Source organism: Desulfosporosinus metallidurans, assembly GCF_001936615.1.
In the GTDB taxonomy this organism is placed as follows: domain Bacteria; phylum Bacillota; class Desulfitobacteriia; order Desulfitobacteriales; family Desulfitobacteriaceae; genus Desulfosporosinus; species Desulfosporosinus metallidurans.
In genome coordinates this window covers 62659-81333 of the sequence record NZ_MLBF01000006.1, presented here as the reverse complement: position 1 = coordinate 81333, position 18675 = coordinate 62659, and the positions used below count along the sequence as shown (strand labels likewise).

At 41.5% G+C, this 18675-nt stretch carries 25 protein-coding genes and 1 pseudogene; 24 read left to right on the top strand and 2 right to left on the bottom strand.

What is annotated here, in order from left to right; all coding sequences use genetic code 11:
* Positions 1 to 651 precede the first annotated feature (651 nt).
* The 6 genes and pseudogenes from DSOL_RS06250 to DSOL_RS06225 all read left to right on the top strand — a co-directional run.
* Positions 652 to 909 (top strand): annotated as a pseudogene (locus tag DSOL_RS06250) (PH domain-containing protein); the annotation flags it as partial.
* Positions 910 to 1113: 204 nt separating this feature from the next.
* Positions 1114 to 2046 (top strand): homocysteine S-methyltransferase family protein, encoded by a 933-nt coding sequence (locus DSOL_RS06245; protein ID WP_075364018.1) that lies wholly within the window; start codon positions 1114 to 1116, stop codon positions 2044 to 2046.
* Positions 2047 to 2101: 55 nt separating this feature from the next.
* Entirely contained in the window at positions 2102 to 2650 is a 549-nt protein-coding gene (locus DSOL_RS06240) for a hydrolase (RefSeq protein ID WP_075364017.1), read from the top strand.
* A 43-nt stretch (positions 2651 to 2693) separates the two neighbouring features.
* Positions 2694 to 3395 carry an aspartate/glutamate racemase family protein gene (locus DSOL_RS06235; RefSeq protein ID WP_075364016.1) on the top strand — a complete coding sequence of 234 codons (702 nt, stop codon included), beginning with the start codon at positions 2694 to 2696 and terminating at the stop codon, positions 3393 to 3395.
* 88 nt (positions 3396 to 3483) lie between these two features.
* A complete protein-coding gene (locus DSOL_RS06230; RefSeq protein WP_235838715.1) occupies positions 3484 to 3828 on the top strand; it encodes a YkvA family protein in 345 nt (114 codons plus the stop codon).
* Positions 3829 to 3853: 25 nt separating this feature from the next.
* Entirely contained in the window at positions 3854 to 4390 is a 537-nt protein-coding gene (locus DSOL_RS06225) for a GNAT family N-acetyltransferase (protein ID WP_075364014.1), read from the top strand.
* 105 nt (positions 4391 to 4495) lie between these two features.
* Here the strand turns inward: DSOL_RS06225 and DSOL_RS06220 are convergent, their stop codons facing one another.
* On the bottom strand, positions 4496 to 5005 hold the full coding sequence (locus tag DSOL_RS06220; protein ID WP_075364013.1) for a flavin reductase: 510 nt from the start codon (positions 5003 to 5005) through the stop codon (positions 4496 to 4498).
* Positions 5006 to 5182: 177 nt separating this feature from the next.
* Here DSOL_RS06220 and DSOL_RS06215 point away from each other — a divergent pair, with 177 nt between their 5' ends.
* The 16 genes from DSOL_RS06215 to DSOL_RS06140 all read left to right on the top strand — a co-directional run bounded on the left by DSOL_RS06215 (position 5183) and on the right by DSOL_RS06140 (position 17172).
* Positions 5183 to 5635, top strand: coding sequence for a DinB family protein (locus DSOL_RS06215; RefSeq protein ID WP_075364012.1), 453 nt, complete (start codon positions 5183 to 5185; stop codon positions 5633 to 5635).
* 13 nt (positions 5636 to 5648) lie between these two features.
* Positions 5649 to 6200, top strand: a complete 552-nt coding sequence (gene thpR, locus DSOL_RS06210) for an RNA 2',3'-cyclic phosphodiesterase (protein WP_075364011.1) — start codon at positions 5649 to 5651, stop codon at positions 6198 to 6200.
* 164 nt (positions 6201 to 6364) lie between these two features.
* Complete coding sequence (locus DSOL_RS06205) at positions 6365 to 6565, top strand: helix-turn-helix transcriptional regulator (protein ID WP_075364010.1); 201 nt, start codon at positions 6365 to 6367, stop codon at positions 6563 to 6565.
* Positions 6565 to 6972, top strand: a complete 408-nt coding sequence (locus DSOL_RS06200; protein ID WP_075364009.1) for a hypothetical protein — start codon at positions 6565 to 6567, stop codon at positions 6970 to 6972. Before DSOL_RS06205 ends, DSOL_RS06200 begins: the two co-directional genes overlap by 1 nt.
* 230 nt (positions 6973 to 7202) lie before the next feature.
* Positions 7203 to 9047: an ABC-F family ATP-binding cassette domain-containing protein gene (locus tag DSOL_RS06195; protein ID WP_075364008.1), complete on the top strand. Its 1845-nt coding sequence runs from the start codon at positions 7203 to 7205 to the stop codon at positions 9045 to 9047.
* A 63-nt stretch (positions 9048 to 9110) separates the two neighbouring features.
* A complete protein-coding gene (ytaF, locus tag DSOL_RS06190) occupies positions 9111 to 9770 on the top strand; it encodes a sporulation membrane protein YtaF (protein ID WP_075364007.1) in 660 nt (219 codons plus the stop codon).
* Positions 9771 to 9780: 10 nt separating this feature from the next.
* Positions 9781 to 10410 (top strand): dephospho-CoA kinase, encoded by a 630-nt coding sequence (coaE, locus tag DSOL_RS06185; RefSeq protein ID WP_075364006.1) that lies wholly within the window; start codon positions 9781 to 9783, stop codon positions 10408 to 10410.
* Positions 10411 to 10442: 32 nt separating this feature from the next.
* On the top strand, positions 10443 to 11024 hold the full coding sequence (locus DSOL_RS06180) for a lytic transglycosylase domain-containing protein (protein WP_075364005.1): 582 nt from the start codon (positions 10443 to 10445) through the stop codon (positions 11022 to 11024).
* Positions 11025 to 11126: 102 nt separating this feature from the next.
* Complete coding sequence (locus tag DSOL_RS06175; protein WP_075364004.1) at positions 11127 to 11405, top strand: metal-sensitive transcriptional regulator; 279 nt, start codon at positions 11127 to 11129, stop codon at positions 11403 to 11405.
* A 130-nt stretch (positions 11406 to 11535) separates the two neighbouring features.
* Complete coding sequence (locus DSOL_RS06170) at positions 11536 to 12228, top strand: response regulator transcription factor (protein ID WP_075364003.1); 693 nt, start codon at positions 11536 to 11538, stop codon at positions 12226 to 12228.
* Positions 12221 to 14104: a sensor histidine kinase gene (locus tag DSOL_RS06165; RefSeq protein ID WP_075364002.1), complete on the top strand. Its 1884-nt coding sequence runs from the start codon at positions 12221 to 12223 to the stop codon at positions 14102 to 14104. The genes DSOL_RS06170 and DSOL_RS06165 overlap by 8 nt, the downstream gene beginning before the upstream one ends.
* A 58-nt stretch (positions 14105 to 14162) precedes the next feature.
* Positions 14163 to 14645: a DUF134 domain-containing protein gene (locus tag DSOL_RS06160; RefSeq protein WP_075364001.1), complete on the top strand. Its 483-nt coding sequence runs from the start codon at positions 14163 to 14165 to the stop codon at positions 14643 to 14645.
* A 28-nt stretch (positions 14646 to 14673) separates the two neighbouring features.
* Positions 14674 to 15048 carry a NifB/NifX family molybdenum-iron cluster-binding protein gene (locus DSOL_RS06155; RefSeq protein ID WP_075364000.1) on the top strand — a complete coding sequence of 125 codons (375 nt, stop codon included), beginning with the start codon at positions 14674 to 14676 and terminating at the stop codon, positions 15046 to 15048.
* Between the two features lie 120 nt (positions 15049 to 15168).
* On the top strand, positions 15169 to 16023 hold the full coding sequence (locus tag DSOL_RS06150) for an Mrp/NBP35 family ATP-binding protein (protein ID WP_075363999.1): 855 nt from the start codon (positions 15169 to 15171) through the stop codon (positions 16021 to 16023).
* A 242-nt stretch (positions 16024 to 16265) separates the two neighbouring features.
* A complete protein-coding gene (locus DSOL_RS06145) occupies positions 16266 to 16700 on the top strand; it encodes an iron-sulfur cluster assembly scaffold protein (RefSeq protein ID WP_075363998.1) in 435 nt (144 codons plus the stop codon).
* A 55-nt stretch (positions 16701 to 16755) separates the two neighbouring features.
* On the top strand, positions 16756 to 17172 hold the full coding sequence (locus tag DSOL_RS06140; RefSeq protein ID WP_075363997.1) for a MerR family transcriptional regulator: 417 nt from the start codon (positions 16756 to 16758) through the stop codon (positions 17170 to 17172).
* 95 nt (positions 17173 to 17267) lie between these two features.
* Here DSOL_RS06140 and DSOL_RS06135 read toward each other — a convergent pair whose 3' ends face one another.
* Positions 17268 to 17483, bottom strand: a complete 216-nt coding sequence (locus tag DSOL_RS06135) for a hypothetical protein (protein WP_075363996.1) — start codon at positions 17481 to 17483, stop codon at positions 17268 to 17270.
* A 177-nt stretch (positions 17484 to 17660) separates the two neighbouring features.
* Here DSOL_RS06135 and DSOL_RS06130 point away from each other — a divergent pair, with 177 nt between their 5' ends.
* Entirely contained in the window at positions 17661 to 17942 is a 282-nt protein-coding gene (locus DSOL_RS06130; protein ID WP_075364081.1) for a metal-sensing transcriptional repressor, read from the top strand.
* A gap of 491 nt (positions 17943 to 18433) precedes the next feature.
* Entirely contained in the window at positions 18434 to 18667 is a 234-nt protein-coding gene (locus DSOL_RS06120; RefSeq protein WP_075363994.1) for a hypothetical protein, read from the top strand.
* Positions 18668 to 18675 lie beyond the last annotated feature (8 nt).

The following is an 18675-nucleotide window of genomic DNA, read 5'->3' as shown; positions in this document are numbered from 1 at the left end:
AGATAAGCAATTGGATACCAACAAATTTTTAGATATATATGACGAATAATTAAGAATATGGGTTATATGGGTATAAAAGTAATATATTTCATATGTTTAGAAGGAATTTAGCTTCCCATGCCGAAGAGTGTTATTAAATAAATTCTTTAAGGCATGCATTTGCTACCCACCTTCTGGAAGGTGGGACTGACTTGAGATATATCCAAGAACTAACATAAGAATTCTAAGACACAGAAATTTATACACATGTTAGTCAGAAAGATATTGTTGAAGAGTTGAAGGAAGAATTAGTGTTAATCGCGTTACATACTGATTTATGGGAGTATTCCGATATTATTGCGATGAGAATCCTTATCAAGAATGGATTTGATGAGGGCAAAAGGATTATAAATTCTAAGAAGAGAGGTTTGTCCGAATATGTGGAAGAATTTGAGTCTCTCGAAGAATCAATTAAGCCTTAGATTTTTATGTTTAATTTGGAGCAGGGCCTCTTTCAGAGGATTTGCGACATCTGAGAGGATATGAATGTAGTAACCAGACTTCGGGAATACGCTGAACGTTATGAGAAATCGGTCATTACTAGAGCCCTTTCCAAAAGTCACTTTCGCATATCTGAAGTTGCTTACGTAATATTCTATCCCACAAATTCTTAGGGACCTTTTGGTTTTCACCGATAAACGTCTGATATTAGTGGATAAACAAGGGGTCACCGGTAAAAAAGTTGAATATCACTCTATACCATACAAAAGTATTACTCATTTCAGTGTAGAATCAGCGGGTCATTTCGATTTGGATGCCGAGCTGAAAATTTGGATTTCTGGGACGAATGAACCAATCTCGAAAGAATTCAAAAAGGATAAGAATATTTATGACGTGCAAAGAACACTAGCAAAATACGTTAATAAGTAAATTTGGTACACCCATCATAAGTAAAGGTTGGAGGAAAATCCAACCTTTACTTGTACATATGAAGAAAAAATTAATCACAAACACTAGCACTAGCAGTTAGATGGGTAGTCTAAAGTCGTTGCGGGAATGCTTAAACGTTACACGACAAATTCGGTCAATAAGGATTTTGTAAATAATAATTGCATGAAGAGAGATGTGAAATCGATGGACTTTATAAGTACCTTCAATACATCTAAAGTAATTTTTACAGAAGGCGCAGTCGTTGAACGGCTACGTCGTGAATATAGAGTTGGACTTAATCAACACATTGTTCACTCTGGTTTGGTTTATGATCAACAAGGAAGGCTTATTCTCCGTGGAATTTATAAGCAATACATTGACATAGTACGCAAATGCAATATTCCTATGATGATTTTCACTCCGACACGACGTTCAAACCCGGAACAAATAGCGCAAGCAGGTCTATTGAGGACAGATGTAAATGGCGATTGTGCCCGCCTTCTTATGGACATTCGTAGCGAATACGGAGAATATTCAAAACGTATCTTTATTGGAGGACTAATGGGTTGTAGAGGAGATGCATATAATGCGGAAGAGGCACTAACTTCTGACGAAGCGCTATTTTTTCACCAAGAACAAGCGAATGCGTTAGCCGACGCGGGAGTAGATTTTCTTTGTGGGACAACCCTTCCGGCAATGTCAGAAGCAGTTGGCCTTGCACAGGCAATGGCACGGACTGGGAAACCCTACATTCTTAGTTTCGTTATTCGAGCAAATGGAACGTTGCTTGATGGTAATTCTCTTCATGAAACAATTTCGAGAATCGACCAGGTCTCCTCGCGCCAGCCCTTGTTCTACATGACAAACTGCATCCATCCATCCGTTCTTTTAAAAGCTATTGAGAATCATGTGAACTTCACGAATATAGTAAAACAGCGTCTGAAAGGAATCCAAGCTAATACCTCATCAAAAAGCCCGGAAGAATTAGATGGCTCGACTGAGCTAGAATCAGAAGACATCGTAACGTTAGTTAATGAAATGGTTTATTTACACAATAACCATCAAGTTAAAGTATTAGGGGGTTGTTGTGGGACCGATGAACGACATATACAGGGACTTGTAAACGTTCTAACTTAATGCTCAAGGTAGGCAGATTTTTAGAAACATACTTTTTTACAGAGGAGTGTCAACATTGAACAAATACGTATTAACACGGGAAGAAGCCGTTCTATTGGTAATAGATATTCAGGAAAAATTAGTTCCTGCTATGAAATACGGGGAACAAGTTATTCGAAACACCAATACAATAATTTCCTTCGCCAAAAAATTAGGGGTTCCGACCATCGTCACAGAACAATATCCAAAAGGCCTTGGGAAGACCGTTTTAGAAGTGAGCAACAATCTCGAGGAATCGTTAACCTGCGAAAAGATTACCTTTTCGGGTTGCACCAGAGAAGTAACTTCGGCATTAAAAGGACTAGGAAGAAAAAAGATCATTATTACTGGAATGGAAACCCATGTTTGCGTTTTTCAAACGGTAAGGGATTTACTTGCTCATGGTTACCAGGTTTTTGTAGTGGGTGACGCGGTGTGTTCACGAACTAAGGAAAATTACCTAAACGGGTTATCCCTTTTGTCATCTATGGGAGCAGTAGTTACTAACACAGAAACAGTATTCTTTGATATGATGAAGGAAGCGGGTACTCCTCTGTTCAGGGAACTTTCCAAACTGATTAAATAGGCTTGCTTTGGATACTTATTTAGGGTCAAGGGAGTGTATTTTAATGAAGAAGATCGGGATGATTGGTGGTTTTGGGCCTGAGGCCACACTAGATTACTATCGTCTAATGATTGAACGTTATCGTCAGAAACAAGGAGAGGAAACTCTTCCTGAGATTATCATTTATAGCATGGATATTTATACTTTACTCACCTTGGTTGGCCAGAAGCGCTGGGATGATGTGACGGAGTGGTTACTGAAAGGAATCAACACTCTATACAAAGCCGGAGCCGAATTTGGAATAATTTCAGCGAACACACCACACATCGTTTTTGATCGGTTAAGAAGCTCATCGCCTATTCCGCTGATCAGCATTGTGGAAGAGACAAGTAAGAAGGCGAAAGAGATGGGGTTGCAAAGAGTCGGATTATTTGGAACCAGTTTTACTATGAAAGCGAGCTTTTTTCAAAAAGTATTTGCTAACAACAATATCTCCATTGTTGTGCCAAGAGAACAAGACCAAGATTATATTCAGTATAAATTAATGACAGAGATTGAATTGGGACAATTTCTCGAAGAAACTCGTAAAGGCTTGCTAGCGATTGTTAAACGTATGGTCAACGAGGATTTGATCGATGGATTGATTCTTGGCTGTACCGAATTACCTCTTATTCTCACAAAGAATGAGTTTGATATTCCGTTCCTGAATACTACGAAGATACACGTGGAAAGTGCAATTAGGTATTGTTTAATGGAAAAAAATTAGACAATGGGAGGGAATAGATCTGCTGGAGTCGAAGTCGTTAACTGCAAAGGGACGATGGAAACAACATGCCAAGAGGTTAAAGGCAGAGGTGTTTGCCCTCAACTTTGCATACAAAGATCCAAGAGTTCCGTGGTATGCTAAGCTGCTTATTGTTTTGTTGGTGGGGTACGCAATCAGTCCTATCGACCTAATCCCAGACTTTATTCCAGTTTTCGGATATCTCGATGACCTTGTGTTGATCCCACTTGGAGTTGCAGTTGCAATTAGGATGATACCTCCAAATGTCATGGAGGAGGCCAGACTGAAGGCAGAATCGTTACAGACAAAACCTGAAAATTGGCTAGCGGCTATAATTATTGTTTCCGTCTGGGTTCTAATGCTAGGGTGGTTGTTATGGCTTATTTTGCTACATAGCGGCCTTTACCGAGATTGATAGGTCTAACAGAAAGGTGCTTAATATGAAATCGTACAAATTAAAAAACGAAAATATGGTAATTATTAGAGAGGCTAGGAAAGAAGATGCTTCGGCATATGTAGATTACTTGCTTCAAATTGGTACTGAGACCGATTTTCTTACTTTTGGCGCGGGGGAAATGATTACATCACAACATGAACAAGAATTAATGATTGAGAGTAGCGCCGAAGCGGATAACCGACTTTTACTCTTGGCATTGGTAGACAATAAGATTGTTGGCGGCGTAAACTTTCGGGGCGGCGTGAGGCCTCGGGTTCATCACACGGGGGAAGTAGGAATCACTGTACTGAAGGAGTATTGGGGATTAGGAATAGCTACAGAACTCCTAATGTATTTGATCAATTGGGCTAAAGGGTCAGGGATAATTCGAAAAATAAACTTAAGGGTTCGAATGGATAATCACAGAGCAATTGACGTCTATACAAGGCAGGGCTTTTTAAAGGAAGGGGTTACAACAAGGGACTCCTTTATAGACAGCGTATTTTATGACTCAGTTTGTATGGGGCTACAGATTAATTAGGTAACCTAATTGATATTACAACGTAGGTTACAGATCAAGACCCAAACTGCAAAATGAATGTTCCTAAATAACCAAAAAAGACCTAAAAATAGGCCTTTTTCTTAATTACTCTTTAATCAGAATCTTTGCAACCTCTGCGATATATAGTGTGTGATAATCATGATCGGGATACCATTTTTCGTCGAGTTCTTGTTCAATGAAGTACTCAGGCTTTAATTTTTGTGCATATAGTTTTTGGCAGAGGACGGTCATGTTTGCTTCCTCAAAATACGGAGTATCGTCAGTGTGAAGAACTGTTAACTTGGATTTTTCAATTTTATCTTCATCTCTGCCGGATACACTACCTAGATATCCTAATTGTTTCTTATAGGTATCATCAAAAAAAGAAAGTGAAAAGGTGTTGGAGTGATCAACAAACTCCTTGGTGTAGCGTTGTGGACGGAGAACAATATAGGCAACATTTTTCCCCCACATTACACCAAAACCGCCCCAAGAGGCTGTCATCGTGTTCACCTTTCCATCTTTTTCAGAGGTAATGAGCATCCAATCTTTACCTATCAGTTTAAAAGGGCTTTGCTCAAATTGATCGGCTTTGATTTCCTTGAATTTAGTCATAACATAAATCTCCTTTTGACAAATATAATGCAGATTGCCTTTTCAAGTATTATAATTTAAAAAATAAAGAAAGCAAAGTTTACTTATTTGTATGTTTAGATAGATATTATCCAAAAAGTAGATGGAAAATGCCTGATCGGGCGAAAGATTTGAATAGTTTTAGGCAGGAGTGAGAAAATGAAGGAAATCCTTGAAAGGTTAAATTACCTAATCGTAGCCCTTCCTCTGAAAGTTAAGCAGTTTTCTGAACAGGAAGTTTCTGAACAGCCAGAAAAAAAGTGGTCGAAAAAGGAGATACTGGGGCATTTATGTGATTCCGCCACCAACAACTATCATAGATTCATCAGAATTCAGTTTGAAAAGCTGCCCTTTTTTCTCGTTTCATATGACCAAAACAATTGGGTATTGATTCATGACTATCAAACTATACCAACAGACGAGATCGTCGACTTTTGGATAACAATCAATCAACAGATCATTAGGATCATTTCAAATATTCCAGAAGGAAAACTATTGTACCTGTGTGATATTGGTGAGAATAAATATATTACGCTATCCGAGCTTATTCAAGACTACGTGAGACATATGGATCATCATCTAGGACAGATTTTCGGCGCATCTTCCATATAAAGGAGAACAATCTATGAGATTATTTATAGGGATTGAGTTACCTGATGCGATCAAACAAACTCTCCTTGAATTTCAGTCTGAACTAAGACATCATGGAGTCGATGGACTATGGAAATCAGAAGAGAACTTCCATATCACGTTAGAATTTTTGGGGGAGTTAGACCATAATGCACTCCCGATCATTACCGAAACACTCTCTAAGGGAGTCAGAAAACATTCCCGTTTCATGTTGAGCATAGGTGGCCTAGGGGCATTTCCTTCTTTTAAGCGGCCTCATACCTTGTGGACAGGGGTAGGTGGAAGCTTAAGTGAACTGGATCAACTAAGAGACGAGATACATACTGAACTCGCTAAGAATGGATTTATTTTGGAGGACAGGAAATTTAAGCCTCATATTACCTTGGCCTCGCGTCCTAAACTTTACGACATTGATTTATCCGTTTTTCATACCAAGAAACTCGGCGAGTTCATAGTCAAGGAGGTTGTTTTATTTGAGAGCAGGGCAATTGGCGGCAAAAGGACCTACATGAATCTGTATAGTACAAGCCTATACCCTCAATTTTGACCGCAATGGATGAACCTGAAGCGGAGCTTGAAAAGTAGTAAAGAGGCACAGTGTAACGTGAAATTATGCCATGGACGTAAAGTGCGCTTGACATTGAACGCCATCATATTTATATTAGTATTGTAAAGTAAACTTTACAAAAAGATATAGAAAGGGGTTTGAGCTTGAAAAATAGGATAAGGGATCTAAGGGATCAATTCGATTTAACTCAGCTGGATTTAGCTGAAAAAGTTGAGGTATCGAGGCAAACAATTATTTCATTAGAGACCGGTAAATACAATCCTTCTATTTTTCTGGCATATAAAATTTCTAGAGTATTTAACTTGCCCATTGAAGAAATCTTTATTTTTGAGGGGGAGATTTGATGGAAAGAGATGAATATTGGAATAGAGATATGATTTATTCAGTTATCTTTATTCTGGTTGGTATTGCGGCTTGGATTTTTTATGTTTTCGGGTTTGAAAAATCGATAATGTTTGGAATTGCAATCGGATTTTTGCCTACAGGAGCAGGTTCGTTTCTTATTTTTCGAAAATCCAAGAACCACTCAGGCTTGGCAAGGAACTTACGACTGGAAAAAGAAGAGCGTAATATTTTCATAAACTCTAAGGCAGGTCACACGGCATTCTGGATTTCCTACTGGTATATCGTCATTGTTTCAGTTTTTAGTAATGTCATTAACGTATCAATGCAGAGATTTTCAATCTTCACACTGCTATTGATGCCTATTGTATATTTTCTTTTTGTTGCAATATATCATAGAAAATATTAGTTGAATTCTAAGCCAATTAGCAGATATTGGGGGCCGTACGCGGGCAAAAGAAGGATTATAAAAGTGGCAGAACTTTTTTGCGGAATTTGCCAAACCAAGATGAAAGCGACGGATCGTTGTTAGGATGCACTGGGTATGATATAGTTAAATGCGAACAAATTGGGTTTAAGATTGCACAGACAGGTATTTTATAATATATATATCAGTGAATAAAGGGGCCAGCTAGAGAAATGAGTGTTTTGTTTTGCCGGGATTGCGGCGTCGATATTTCTGGTGATCCGCTGTTTCGGCGGGTTAGTTTTGCCTTAGAGAATGGAGAGAAAGCTGCTCTGGTTGGTCCGAATGGAGCAGGTAAAACTACGCTGATTCGAGCCTGTTTAGGCGACCTGCGCTTAGAAAGCGGAGAAGTTCAAATTTTGGGCTCATGCGGATACCTTCCTCAAACACCGATTGTCGAGGATGAGGGAAACGTGTTTGAGTGTGTGATTCAAGAACGAGCCGATTTATTGCAAATGCAGGAACAACTGCGTGAGTTAGAAGAGAAGATGGCTCTAACGCCAAGTGAGAAAGTCATGGAACAATATGCTGCTTTGACTGAGTTATTTGAACGTCAGGGAGGATATGCCTTAGAGGCCTTGGTCCGGAGAATTTTAGCTGGACTTGGGCTAGAAGCGGAGATGAATTCCCTGGTCACCACCTTGAGTGGGGGGCAAAAAACGCGGTTGGCCTTATGCAAGCTCTTACTTCGAGCCCCCGAACTCCTGATTTTGGATGAGCCCACGAATCATTTAGATGTTGCAGCCCTGGAGTGGCTCGAGGGGTATTTGCGAGATTATCCAGGAGCACTGCTTATTGTTTCGCACGACCGATATTTTTTGGATCGCACCGTGACTCGTATCTTTTGCCTCGAAAATGGAGCACTAAAAGGGTATGCCGGGAATTATTCAGAATACGAACTTCTGCGTGTGATAGAAAGCAAAACTATTGGCCGTGAAGCAGAACGGCTCGAGAAAAAAATTGCCAAACTTGAGGAATATGTCCGAAGAAATAAGGCGGGAGTCAATTCGAAACAGGCCCGTGGTCGGGAGAGTCAGTTACAAAAGCTAAAACCGATCCAGGTCACCAAGGTAGACCATGGACTTTCGATTTCCTTGGGTAGTGGTGGCCGAAGTGGGGACCGCGTTCTTTTGATTGAGGATCTTTCTATCACCTTCGGAGCACGCACCCTTTTTCAGAAGGGGCACTTAGATTTGAGACGGGGAGATCGGGTCGCACTGCTGGGTAAAAACGGCGTTGGGAAGACTTCGATTTTGAAAGCGATCCTTCATCAGGTTCCTTTTGCGGGAACCATTCGCTTAGGTGCAAATGTGAAGGTTGCCTACTATTCTCAAGAGCATGAGAATTTGGGTAGTTCGGGAACCGTGATGGACGAAATTCGGGAAGTCTCAAGTTTGAAGGACCCGGAAATCCGGAGTCTACTTGCCCGGTATGGATTTAGAAAAGATGATGTCTTTAAACTTGTTTCAGTGTTGAGCGGGGGAGAGAAGAGTCGTTTAGCCTTATGCAAACTTTTCCTCGAACAAGGAAACTTGTTATTGTTGGATGAACCTACCAATCACCTTGATACAGAAACCCGAGGAGTGCTTGAAGAAGCTCTTCAGGAGTATGAGGGAACTGTGCTCGTTGTTTCCCATGACCGATATTTCTTGGATAAAGTCGTTCATAAGATCGCGGAATTGACAACTCAGGGGTTATCACTGTTTGAAGGAGATTATACAAGTTTTAAAGAGTATAAACAACAGGAAGAAACGCAAGTCGCACCAATTGAAAAGTGTTCTAAGCCAAGTAGCCAAGATCAGCAGCAAGATAGCCGTAATCTAGCACGAGAGAAAAAACGAATGAAGCAATTAGAAATAGAAATTGAAGCCCTAGAAGAATCACTGCAAACGTTAGAATCAGAGCTTGCCTTAGCAGATACAAATTATGAATTAGCCATGAAACTTCATGAAGAATCCGAAAAAGTAAGAAAACACCTAGATAGTGTCTTAGAAGAATGGATTGCAGGCAGCGATTGATTTCACCAAATAGCGTGTGAACCCATATATTATCCTGAAGTCGCAAGGTGGAGGGATACATATATGGGGGTAGCTTTACTTATGGCAGTGGCTTTGAGTTTGGATGGATTTGGCGTCGGGCTGGCTTATGGGTTACGTCGAATTCGCATTCCAATGAGTTCACTTATTGTCATTGCATTGTGTACCGTGGTTGCAATGGGGATATCTATGCTTTTTGGCAGCTGGGTTACGTTATGGCTCAAGTTTATTCCGGCTCGATTATTGGGAGCTTCAATTTTGCTGGCCCTAGGGATCTTTCAACTGAGCAGGGCGATTTGGAACCGTAAACGAGAGACCTTTCCGCAAGCGGTTCCAGTAATGGCCGTAGCCCTTCAAAAGCCCGTGTTGGAGCCAATTTTTCGATTCCAATTTCGTTTTTTAGGATTAGTGATCCAAGTATTAAAGACGCCAGATATAGCCGATGTTGATGGCTCCGGGGGAATTAGTTTGCGAGAAAGTTTACTACTGGGGAGTGCACTGGCAATGGATGCTTTTGCCGGCGGAATCGGAGCTGCAATGGCAGGAATGACTCTTTCTGTTATTGCAATTGTGGCTCTCACCCAAATTATTATGTTGCGCTTAGGGCAACAGATGGCTGGAAAGATACCGGAAAACTGGACGACTAAAGCGGAATATTTACCAGGAACTGTTTTAATCATAGTTGGACTGGGCAAATTGATCTGAGGTGAGGTATGTGTTAACCATCGGACTGACAGGGGGGATCGGAAGCGGCAAATCGACGGTCGCCCAGTGGTTTAAACAGCAAGGAGTTCCAGTGATGGATGCCGACAAAACAGTTCACCACTTGTTGCAATCGGACTCGTCTACTATTTCAAAACTGGTTCGCGAATTTGGATCTGAAATTTTAGGAGAAAATGGGGAAATCAATCGAGTGGAACTAGGTAGACGAGTTTTCAAGGAGGGAGATGCACGAAAGCGCCTTGAGCGCATAGTGCATCCTCGCGTCATTGAATGCATGAACTCTGAACGAGATGTGCAGCGAAGTCTTGGAGCAAAAGTGTGTGTGTGGGATGTCCCTTTGCTCTTTGAAACGGGGTTTGACCAATTTGTTGACGTAGTTTGGGTTGTTTGGGTACCTCGTGACTTACAGATCAAACGTGTTCTTGCGCGGGACAAGCTGAGGCAGGATGAGGTGGAAGCTCGTATAGCTGCACAACAATCGTTAGATGAAAAACGTAAACAAGCGGATGTGGTGATTGATAATTCAGGGAATCAAATAGAGACGATGCGCCAACTTGAAGAAGCATGGAAAGATTTAATGAAGCATAATAAGAGAACGAACATCGAAAATTACGAAGATTAATGAGGCCACCTTAATCGAGAAGAGGAGATGTGATGAGTCAAAAGAAATCGAAAAGTTGGACGATGATCAAAAAGGTAATTCTCTTTTTTGTCCTAGTAATCGTAGGGGTCTATTGTATGCTTCAGGTTCCAGTTTTGGAGAAGATCATATATCCGTATCCACATCGGGATATTATTGAAAAATATGCCGCACAGTACGGCGTAGACCCTTTCCTTGTCGTAGCCGTAATCCGAGAGGAGAGCAAGTTTCTACCCCAATCCGAATCACATAAAGGGGCAAAAGGGTTGATGCAGTTGATGCCTAGTACGGCACAATCAATCGCTCAAAGCATTGGGGATAAGAGCTATAGTGACGGGGATTTGCTTAATCCAGAAAAAAATATTCAATATGGAACATGGTATCTCGCCAGTCTGCAAAAGGTCTTTGCCAATAATACGACGTTAGTGATTGCTGCCTATAACGGGGGGAGAGGACACGTACAAGAGTGGATTAATGCTGGCCTGATTGACCCTAAGAACACGCTACAACAAGATATTCCGTTTATGGAAACTAAGGATTATGTTGGCCGTGTCTTGAACAGCTATCAAAAATATATTAAACTTTACCGTGAGTAGGCTCATCGATTGGATGCCCAAGGTCTAGTCACAATCATGGGGATGAAAATTCCCTCTGAATTGAGGGATTGCTTTAGTTTATAACGGGAAGGATGGGTCCTTGTGAAAGAGATAGACCCGGTAGAAGTGCAACAGATATTAACCCGGCTGAAAACAATACGCGGCCATATATCAGGGGTTGAACGCATGATTGAAGAAGAAAAGAAATGTGAGGCCATCTTGTTGCAACTGGTTGCCATTCGTTCAGCAGTGCATAAAGTATCAACGATTGTCGCCCAGCGTTATGCTAATGGTTGTTTAATTGAGGCGATTGACCAAGGGGAGGATCGCCAGGAAATAATGAACAAAGCGATTGAAACTATAATGAAGATCAATCAATAAGTTAGACCTTATAGCCGGAATCCTGTTAGCTGGATAACGGCTTTTTTTATTTGTCATTTGCCATAAATATGTCACAAAAATCCATCAAATTGATGATAAACTAGTCAGAAGACGTAAGGAGGTAAACAGTTTGGATAAGTATTTGCTAATTGCAGATGATAATGATGGCATTCTCGATATATTAAGTACCTATGTTACAAAAGAAGGCTTTTCCCCGCTTATTGCGCATGATGGCGAAGAGGCATTAAAGTTGTTTAAAGACTATAGACCTATACTGTTGCTGCTCGATGTTATGATGCCTAAGAAGGACGGCTTTACGGTGTGCCGGGAAATTCGGCAGAATTCTACGGTGCCAATTATAATGATTACAGCCAAAGGGGAAGACGGGGATCGCATTATGGGATTAGATATTGGCGCGGATGACTATATTGTGAAACCGTTCAGTCCAGGGGAAGTTATGGCCCGAATCCGTGCTGTTCTTAGACGCTTAGATCCATCTGAGGAGCAACGACCGGATATCGTCTTTTACCCCGGCCTGAAAATCAGCCTCTCAGATTATGAAGTGATGATTGATGGGCAGCCTCTAGGCCTTACTAAGAAGGAAGTCGAAATATTATGGCTTTTAGCATCCAACCCTGGAAAGGTTTTCTCGCGGGATAACCTGTTAAACAGTGTATGGGGTTATGAGTACTTCGGGGATGCCCGCACCGTCGACACTCATATCAAACGGTTGCGTGCAAAAATAAACATAACAGAAACCTCTAGTTGGGATATCAAAACCATCTGGGGCGTAGGATATAAGTTTGAGGTCAAGCATGTTTAAGAACAGAATCGCTTTTAAATTGACGGCAGGATTTGTTGTCATCGTGCTCGTGTCAATGCTTACGATTGGGATTGTCTTTATGCAAATGTTTCGGCAATATGCTTTTGACAGCCGGGAAAAAACCATGCTGGCAAGTGCTCGGAGTATATCCGGAGTAATGGCAGAGTATACACAAAGTAATGTGCCTAACTCCACGACCAGTCCAAATGTTCCTAATGCCCAAATGCGAGGTTTCGGCGGGTATATGCGTTCTCTTGATACGCTAACCGAATCCAACGTATGGATTATTGATAGTAAAGGAAACCCCTCCATAATCTCAGGCATGGGTCAAGGGCAGGGCATGGGATCAGGTCAAGGTTATGGTTTGAGACAAGGGCAAGGACAAGGAATGGGGGCAGGTAAAGGACAGGTTTTGTGGAAAAACTCAGCCCCCCTCCCCAAGGAAGCAGAAAATGTTATCCAAGAGGTTCTATCAGGTAAGGAATCCATCAGCGAAAGTTTTAGTAGTGTCTACAACGAAGCCACCATAACGGTAGGTGTCCCGATCGTTGATTCTAACAATGTCGTCACGGGCGCAGTGCTTCTTCATTCTCCGGTAACAGGGGTAACGAACACGCTGACTAGAGCAACGAGCATCTTATTAGTGAGTCTCTTGGTAGCGCTCATTCTAGCAGTAGCCCTGGGGATCTTCTACTCCCTTCTCTTTACTCGTCCTCTGAAAGCTATGAACCACACTGCGCTGGAAATAACGCATGGAAATTATGCTGCAAGAACAGGTGTAAAACGTCAGGATGAGTTGGGGCAACTTGGTAATTCCCTCGACCATCTCGCCTCAGAATTGGGGTCTACCATTAATCAGCTTTTTCAGGAAAAGGGAAAACTAAACGATATAATCACAAGTATTTCAGAAGGCATTGTAGCCTTTGATATTAGACGTGAGCCGATGAGTGCCAATTCTGCTCTCTCAGAAATTTTGAATCGATCCTATCCATATCCGCCTAAAGAATTAAAAAAAGACCTGTATGATTTGGGGATAGAGACTCAGCTTACAGAAGTAATGGAAGGAAAGGAACCTGTACAAATTCTTAAAGATTGGTTCGGCAAAAAGCTTAGGTTTACGTTTTCACCTATTGTAGACAACTACGGCACCGTCACAGGAAGCGTGGCCTTGGTTCAGGACATCAGTGAAAGTGAGCGCCTTGAGCAACTCCGACGGGACTTTGTAGCTAATGTTTCACATGAATTTCGAACTCCTCTGACCGTCATTCGTGGCTCCCTCGAAGCATTGTTGGATGGCACCTTGGAAAAAAGCGAGGAGATCAAGCGCTACCACCAAAGGATGCTATCGGAAACACGCGGTTTGGAACGCTTGGTTGGCGACCTTCTAGAGCTTTCACGTCTTCAATCAGGCAAAATTACAATGAATAAAGAAAAAATCCATATTCCAAGCCTTCTTGCAGACGCAGTAAGGAGTATGCAAACCATCGCTGAGAAAAAGGGAATAAAAATTGGGTTTCAATCCGAGCAAGATATCCCTCCATTTTTAGGCGACTATGACCGAATCCGTCAATTGTTTGTCATCTTCTTGGATAATGCTATTAAATATTCCCCTAACAACACCAAAGTCTCGGTAGAAACGAGTATCCTAGAGAATCATTCGATCTCGGTTAAAATTCGGGATCAAGGGTACGGGATGGCTGCTGAAGAATTGAAACAGATCTGGGATCGCTTTTATAAAATTGATCAATCTCGAAACGGCACTGGTACAGGGCTTGGCTTGGCTATCGCCAAGCACCTCATAGAACTTCATGAGGGCGAAGTTTCAGTTCAGAGCGAACTTAATAAGGGTACAGTGGTTGAGGTGAAACTTACTTGATTTAATCCTTAAGGTTGAGTATAATTAATTGAGCATATGCTCAAAAGGAGCTGATACAATGTCAAGGCGGCGTTGTTGTGGCCGAATCGATGAGACAATAGTCTGCCAAACGTTCATTCCAGAGGGATACGCACGTTGGCCTGAAGTATTAGTCCAGCTAGAGGAACTAGAGGCCATTCGTCTTAAAGACAAAGTGGGGCTAGATCAAGTTGAGTGTGCAGCATCTATGGGAGTTTCCAGAGCTACGTTTCAGCGAATCCTTGGAGCAGCTAGGTCGAAAATTGCCACTGCCTTAACAGAAGGACGACCGATAATAATACAAGGAGGTAACTACTCGATCAAGAATAGGGTCTTTGAGTGTGTTGATTGCCGACATGTGTGGGAGGTTCAGCCGTGTAGCGAAGGCGGAAAACACGGATATGAAATTGACTGTCCGCAATGTGGGAGCACGAAGAAGATGAGATTAGACAATGGGGTTGAGCATCCCTGCACTGGCCAACACGGAAAAGGCCAGGGTGGTTGTTGTAAAGAAGATTCGTAACAAAAAAATTATTGGGAGGGTTTTAATTATGGCTAAAAAGATTGCAATTCCAACAAACGGTGAGGTTTTAGATGCTCATTTTGGACGAGCTACTGGATTCACAGTGTTTGAAATCGAAGGGAATGAAGCACGCAAGGTAGACGTATTAAGCACCATAGGTCTTCAACATCAGCACGAAGGTTTGGCAAATATGTTTAAAGGTAATGGGGTAGAAGTGCTCGTCTGCGGAGGTATCGGTGGAGGTATGATCAATGGTCTCACCGCAATCGGACTTGAAGTGGTTTCCGGGGCCTCCGGCAACGTGGTTGATGTGGCCAATCTGTATGCCAAGGGTCAGATTGTAAGTACCGGATCCGTCTGCAAACATGACCATGACCATGAACACGGGCATGAGCACCACTAAGTAGAGATTTGACAAGAGAAGGACAAACTTGACAAAGCAAGAATCAGGGGAGTAAGATGAATTCGGATTATTAACCCTAAAAGTGGGTAAATTACGATGTTTAGAAAAGGAGGCAGTACCGTGAGCGAGGCGTGTAATAGCTGTTCAGCAGCAGGTTCCTGTACCACGGATAGTTGTTCGAATGAACCCAAATTGACAGAGGCTCAAAAAGCGAGCCATATTGACAAGGTCATTGCTGTGATGAGCGGTAAAGGGGGAGTCGGTAAATCTTCTGTAACGGGCATGTTAGCCGTAAGCTTAATGCGCCAAGGATATAAAGTAGGGATTTTAGACGCTGACATTACAGGTCCTAGTATTCCTAAGATTTTCGGAGTAACGGGAAAAGCGGGAGTCAGTAATGCGGGAATCCTAGCATCCAAAAGCCGTGGCGGGGTTAAAGTAATGTCATTAAATCTTATGATTGAAACAGAAGATGATCCGGTAATACTACGTGGACCACTTATCACTCAGATTGTCAATCAGTTTTATACAGATGTCATTTGGGGTGAATTAGATTATCTGTTGATTGACTTGCCGCCTGGCACGGGAGATGTTCCAATCACGGTATTCCAATCGTTACCAATTGATGGAGTCGTTATGGTGACAAGCCCGCAGTCGCTGGCAAATATGGTGGTGCGAAAAGCAATTAAAATGGTGCGAAACTATAAACCTCCCATCTACGGTTTGATTGAAAATATGGCATATGTACAATGTCCGGATTGCACGAAACGAATTGAAGTCTTTGGTAAACCTCAAGGGCAGGAGGAAGCTGATCGCACTTCTATTCCTTATTTGGGAGAGCTTCCACTGGATCCAGCTTTAGCGGAATTATCGGATGCTGGCAAAATTGAAGATTATCAATCCCCAATCTTTGATCAAATTGCCAAGCGTTTAGCGGACGAGATTAGAAAGCAAAGTGAAAAAAACTTAGCTTAAGATACATCGAGTAAGCCCTCCGAACTAATACCACTAAACCAAGACCAGGAACTGCATTTCGGCAAATCTCCCTGGTCTTTTTCATTTTTCCTCAAGATACTATCACATCATGTCGTAGGATTAACTTTTTTGAACATTAGAAATGAATTAACTTTTGCTTTAAACATCAATAAAGTTATTGATATCTCTTGTATAATATTATATAGTTATAGTATTAAAAAAACCATAGGTGGTGGACAAAATTGTACTCACAAAAAGTTATGGAGCTTTTAAAGTGTCCTCAGAACGTTGGTACTATGCAGAATTCGGATGGTGAAGGAACTATTGAAGACCCCAATAAGGGGGATGCTTTGACGATTTATATCAGAGTACAGTTTCGAATAATCACTGAGATTAGTTTTGTGGCTATTGGTAGCACTGCAGCTGTTACAACAGGCAGCCTGATAACAGTTTTGGCAAAGGGCAAATGTATTGATGAAGCAATGACCATCTCCGAACAGGATGTGCTGCAGTATTTAGATTGTTTACCTGAGGAGGAACGGCAATGTGCCAATCTGGGAGTTAGCGCATTACGTAAAGCCATCGAAAATTATGCGGTAAAACGAGGTATTTTTTGTTGTCATATTGACACTGAGGTTTCTTCTGCATCTAAATTTAACTTTTCAGTAAAAAAATAAGAGAGTGTATTGTGCAGATAACGTCTTGAGTAAACTACTTTGGAAGTGGAAATCGATGTTTGATGAAGATAAGGGATTGTATACCATAGGCACTGTGGCGGAATTGCTACAAGAACATCCTGAGACACTGAGGGTGTGGGAACGGAATGATCTTGTACGTCCTGATCGGAAAGGGTACCAACGAAAGTATTCAAGTAATGACGTTAAAAGGCTCAAGTTTATCAAAGACCTCATGCATAAAAAAGGTTTGAACATTGCAGGGGTAAAGTACTTGACTTCTATGTATTCTTGTTGGTTTAAGCGCAATTGCACTGGGGGGGCAAAGCAAAGCAGCCCTGTTGAGGTGAACGAAGCAAAGGCTTGTTGGAAAACTGAAGGTACTTATTGCCTCATAGCAAGCGACAAGGCTGAGATGTGCAGTTTATGTGATCTATTGAGTCACTGTACTGGCTGTACGGGTTGTAAGGTATAAAATTTTTTCCGAAACTGACCGAACCTATACAACTGGGTCCTCGCATAATACGAGGACCCAGTTGTTGTAATATTACAATAATACCGTTTTCTAGCCTATTTACGGTGCTCTAACTCCACTTTAAGCTCCGCTATGGATTCTTGTAAAGCGGTTGTTTGAGACTCGTATTTTTTGACGGCGTGCCCGGGGAGATGAAGTCCGGTCTGCCTCAAGACGAAGTCTCTTTCTTCTTCCAACTCTTCAAGTTCCTCGGACAAGGTTTGTATACGTCGTGTTAAGTCTTCGTCACGTAATTTCATCAAATTTTCCATAATGTTCTCTCCCTTCATTTCGCTATGAGCTTATTATAATACAAAAATTAATTTGGGGCACCGTTGTTTCTTAATCATGAAAACATATTGACCTATCTATTGTTAAGTTGTATTCTAAAATAAATACCCCGCCCAGCGGGGGAGGTATATCCCAGGCTTATGAGAGGGAGAGAGACCTTGAAGAAAAATGTAGACCCGGAAGAAACAAAAAGGATCATTACTCGACTTAAAACAGTTCGTGGTCATATTGCAGGGGTTGAACGCATGATGGAGGAAGAAAAGAAATGTGAGGAAATATTTCTACAGCTCGTCGCTATACGTTCTGCCGTGCATAAAGTCTCTGTTATTGTCGCGCAACGTTATGCAAATACGTGTATGTCCGATGCGATTGAAGAGGGGGAGGATCTTCAAGTTGTTCTGAACAGAGCGATTGCAACATTAATGAAACTTAATCAATAAAATGGGCCTTTTTGCCGGTATCCTACTTATAAAGAGGATATCGGTTTTTTCATACCTATGTTAGCCCAATAATTTATATAATGTCGAAAAGTAATAAGAAAGTAAGAAATTTCTTAAATACTTATTGACCTAATTATAGTTTAGATGTATCCTAAGGTAACAAAACCCCACACCGGGGGGGGAGGGAGTTAAGCATGCTGGAGTGTTCACATTGTGGTACCCTAGTTTCCGAATTTCGACCTAAATTTTTTATGGTTTTAGAAAAGGCAGATCCGATGCCACCTAATGTGAAAGAGATAACTTGTCCAAAGTGCGGTGGCCTTAATTATGCCATAGATCTTAAAGCTTGTTCTCAATGTTCATATTTTCAACCCCTATATAACCCCATGGAACCGGAACAAATTTTAAATATTGGGTGCCGAGGGCAATGCCTTAGGTAGGTTTGTGAAATTATTTCCATAATTTATAGATTTTTTGAGGAGGGGTTAATAATGGCGGATAATTATTTAGAGGAATATGGAAAAGAAACTAGTGAGGATGCCGGGGAACGCACACTTAAGTATTTTGAAGATCTCTTTAGCATGGAGATGCCCTTAAGCAGAATGATGAAAATGATGCCTGGTATGGTCAAGTTCATGATGTCGAGCAAGGATACACGTGAGGATTTGTTTAAGTTCATGCCTCAAATGACGCCCATGATTAAACAGGCGATGACGGGTAAGTAAGAAGAAGC

Excerpts from the sequence above, each read along its gene's own strand:
- DSOL_RS06245 (WP_075364018.1), top strand. The coding sequence starts at position 1,114 with ATGGACTTTATAAGTACCTTCAATACATCTAAAGTAATTTTTACAGAA.
- DSOL_RS06235 (WP_075364016.1), top strand. The coding sequence starts at position 2,694 with ATGAAGAAGATCGGGATGATTGGTGGTTTTGGGCCTGAGGCCACACTA.
- DSOL_RS06225 (WP_075364014.1), top strand. The coding sequence starts at position 3,854 with ATGAAATCGTACAAATTAAAAAACGAAAATATGGTAATTATTAGAGAG.
- DSOL_RS06220 (WP_075364013.1), bottom strand. The coding sequence starts at position 5,005 with ATGACTAAATTCAAGGAAATCAAAGCCGATCAATTTGAGCAAAGCCCT.
- DSOL_RS06215 (WP_075364012.1), top strand. The coding sequence starts at position 5,183 with ATGAAGGAAATCCTTGAAAGGTTAAATTACCTAATCGTAGCCCTTCCT.
- thpR (WP_075364011.1), top strand. The coding sequence starts at position 5,649 with ATGAGATTATTTATAGGGATTGAGTTACCTGATGCGATCAAACAAACT.
- DSOL_RS06200 (WP_075364009.1), top strand. The coding sequence starts at position 6,565 with ATGGAAAGAGATGAATATTGGAATAGAGATATGATTTATTCAGTTATC.
- DSOL_RS06195 (WP_075364008.1), top strand. The coding sequence starts at position 7,203 with ATGAGTGTTTTGTTTTGCCGGGATTGCGGCGTCGATATTTCTGGTGAT.
- ytaF (WP_075364007.1), top strand. The coding sequence starts at position 9,111 with ATGGGGGTAGCTTTACTTATGGCAGTGGCTTTGAGTTTGGATGGATTT.
- DSOL_RS06180 (WP_075364005.1), top strand. The coding sequence starts at position 10,443 with ATGAGTCAAAAGAAATCGAAAAGTTGGACGATGATCAAAAAGGTAATT.
- DSOL_RS06165 (WP_075364002.1), top strand. The coding sequence starts at position 12,221 with ATGTTTAAGAACAGAATCGCTTTTAAATTGACGGCAGGATTTGTTGTC.
- DSOL_RS06160 (WP_075364001.1), top strand. The coding sequence starts at position 14,163 with ATGTCAAGGCGGCGTTGTTGTGGCCGAATCGATGAGACAATAGTCTGC.
- DSOL_RS06155 (WP_075364000.1), top strand. The coding sequence starts at position 14,674 with ATGGCTAAAAAGATTGCAATTCCAACAAACGGTGAGGTTTTAGATGCT.
- DSOL_RS06140 (WP_075363997.1), top strand. The coding sequence starts at position 16,756 with ATGTTTGATGAAGATAAGGGATTGTATACCATAGGCACTGTGGCGGAA.
- DSOL_RS06135 (WP_075363996.1), bottom strand. The coding sequence starts at position 17,483 with ATGGAAAATTTGATGAAATTACGTGACGAAGACTTAACACGACGTATA.
- DSOL_RS06120 (WP_075363994.1), top strand. The coding sequence starts at position 18,434 with ATGGCGGATAATTATTTAGAGGAATATGGAAAAGAAACTAGTGAGGAT.